At 47.5% G+C, this 589-nt stretch carries 1 protein-coding gene; it reads right to left on the bottom strand.

Annotated elements, in window-relative coordinates; translation table 11 throughout:
• Window positions 1-589: methyl-accepting chemotaxis protein (locus R8N47_RS26830; RefSeq protein ID WP_318186314.1), on the bottom strand; the 589-nt coding region annotated here is incomplete at both ends.

Raw genomic sequence — 589 nt, 5'->3', positions numbered from 1 at the left:
GCCCTTGCTGCTTCGATCGCCGCGTTCAGCGCCAGCAAGTTGGTCTGCTCTGCGATACCACCGATTTCAACCATCAAATGATTCACTTTCTGTGCCTGATCGCTCAGTTGATACGTCGTTTCCGTTGCTTTTTCAGCTTGAAGACTCAATTGAGCTAGGTTGGTATGCGTTTGATCGATCGTCTCTTTGGCCATCATGCATGACTTCAAGGTGTCATCAATCAGCATATGCGCATCGTTGGTGCTTGAAGATACCGAATTCGCTGAAGATTCCACTTCTTGCGTCGCATCTCGCACGCGTCGAATATCACTGTTTTGTTGGTTCAACGCGGCTGAAACCTCAGCAGTTGTTTGACTGAGTTCTTCAGCGCAATTTTGCAGTGGCAGCGCCGAATCGGTCATTCTTCCCAATACGGTTCGAATCCTTGCAGACAACATTTTGATATGGAAATCAGCAATCGAAAATGCGCTATTGCCTGAATAGATCAAACGGCTCACGCTGTCATACTGCTTTTGCAGCTTTTTGAGCTGTTGAGGCGTATCAATCAACTCTTGGCGGAACAATAACGCTAAGACGCTCGCTGGTAATG

The sequence above is a fragment of the Vibrio sp. 2132-1 genome (genome assembly GCF_033344315.1).
Note: the sequence above shows the minus strand (reverse complement) of the source record. Positions and strands in the feature narration are given on the sequence as shown.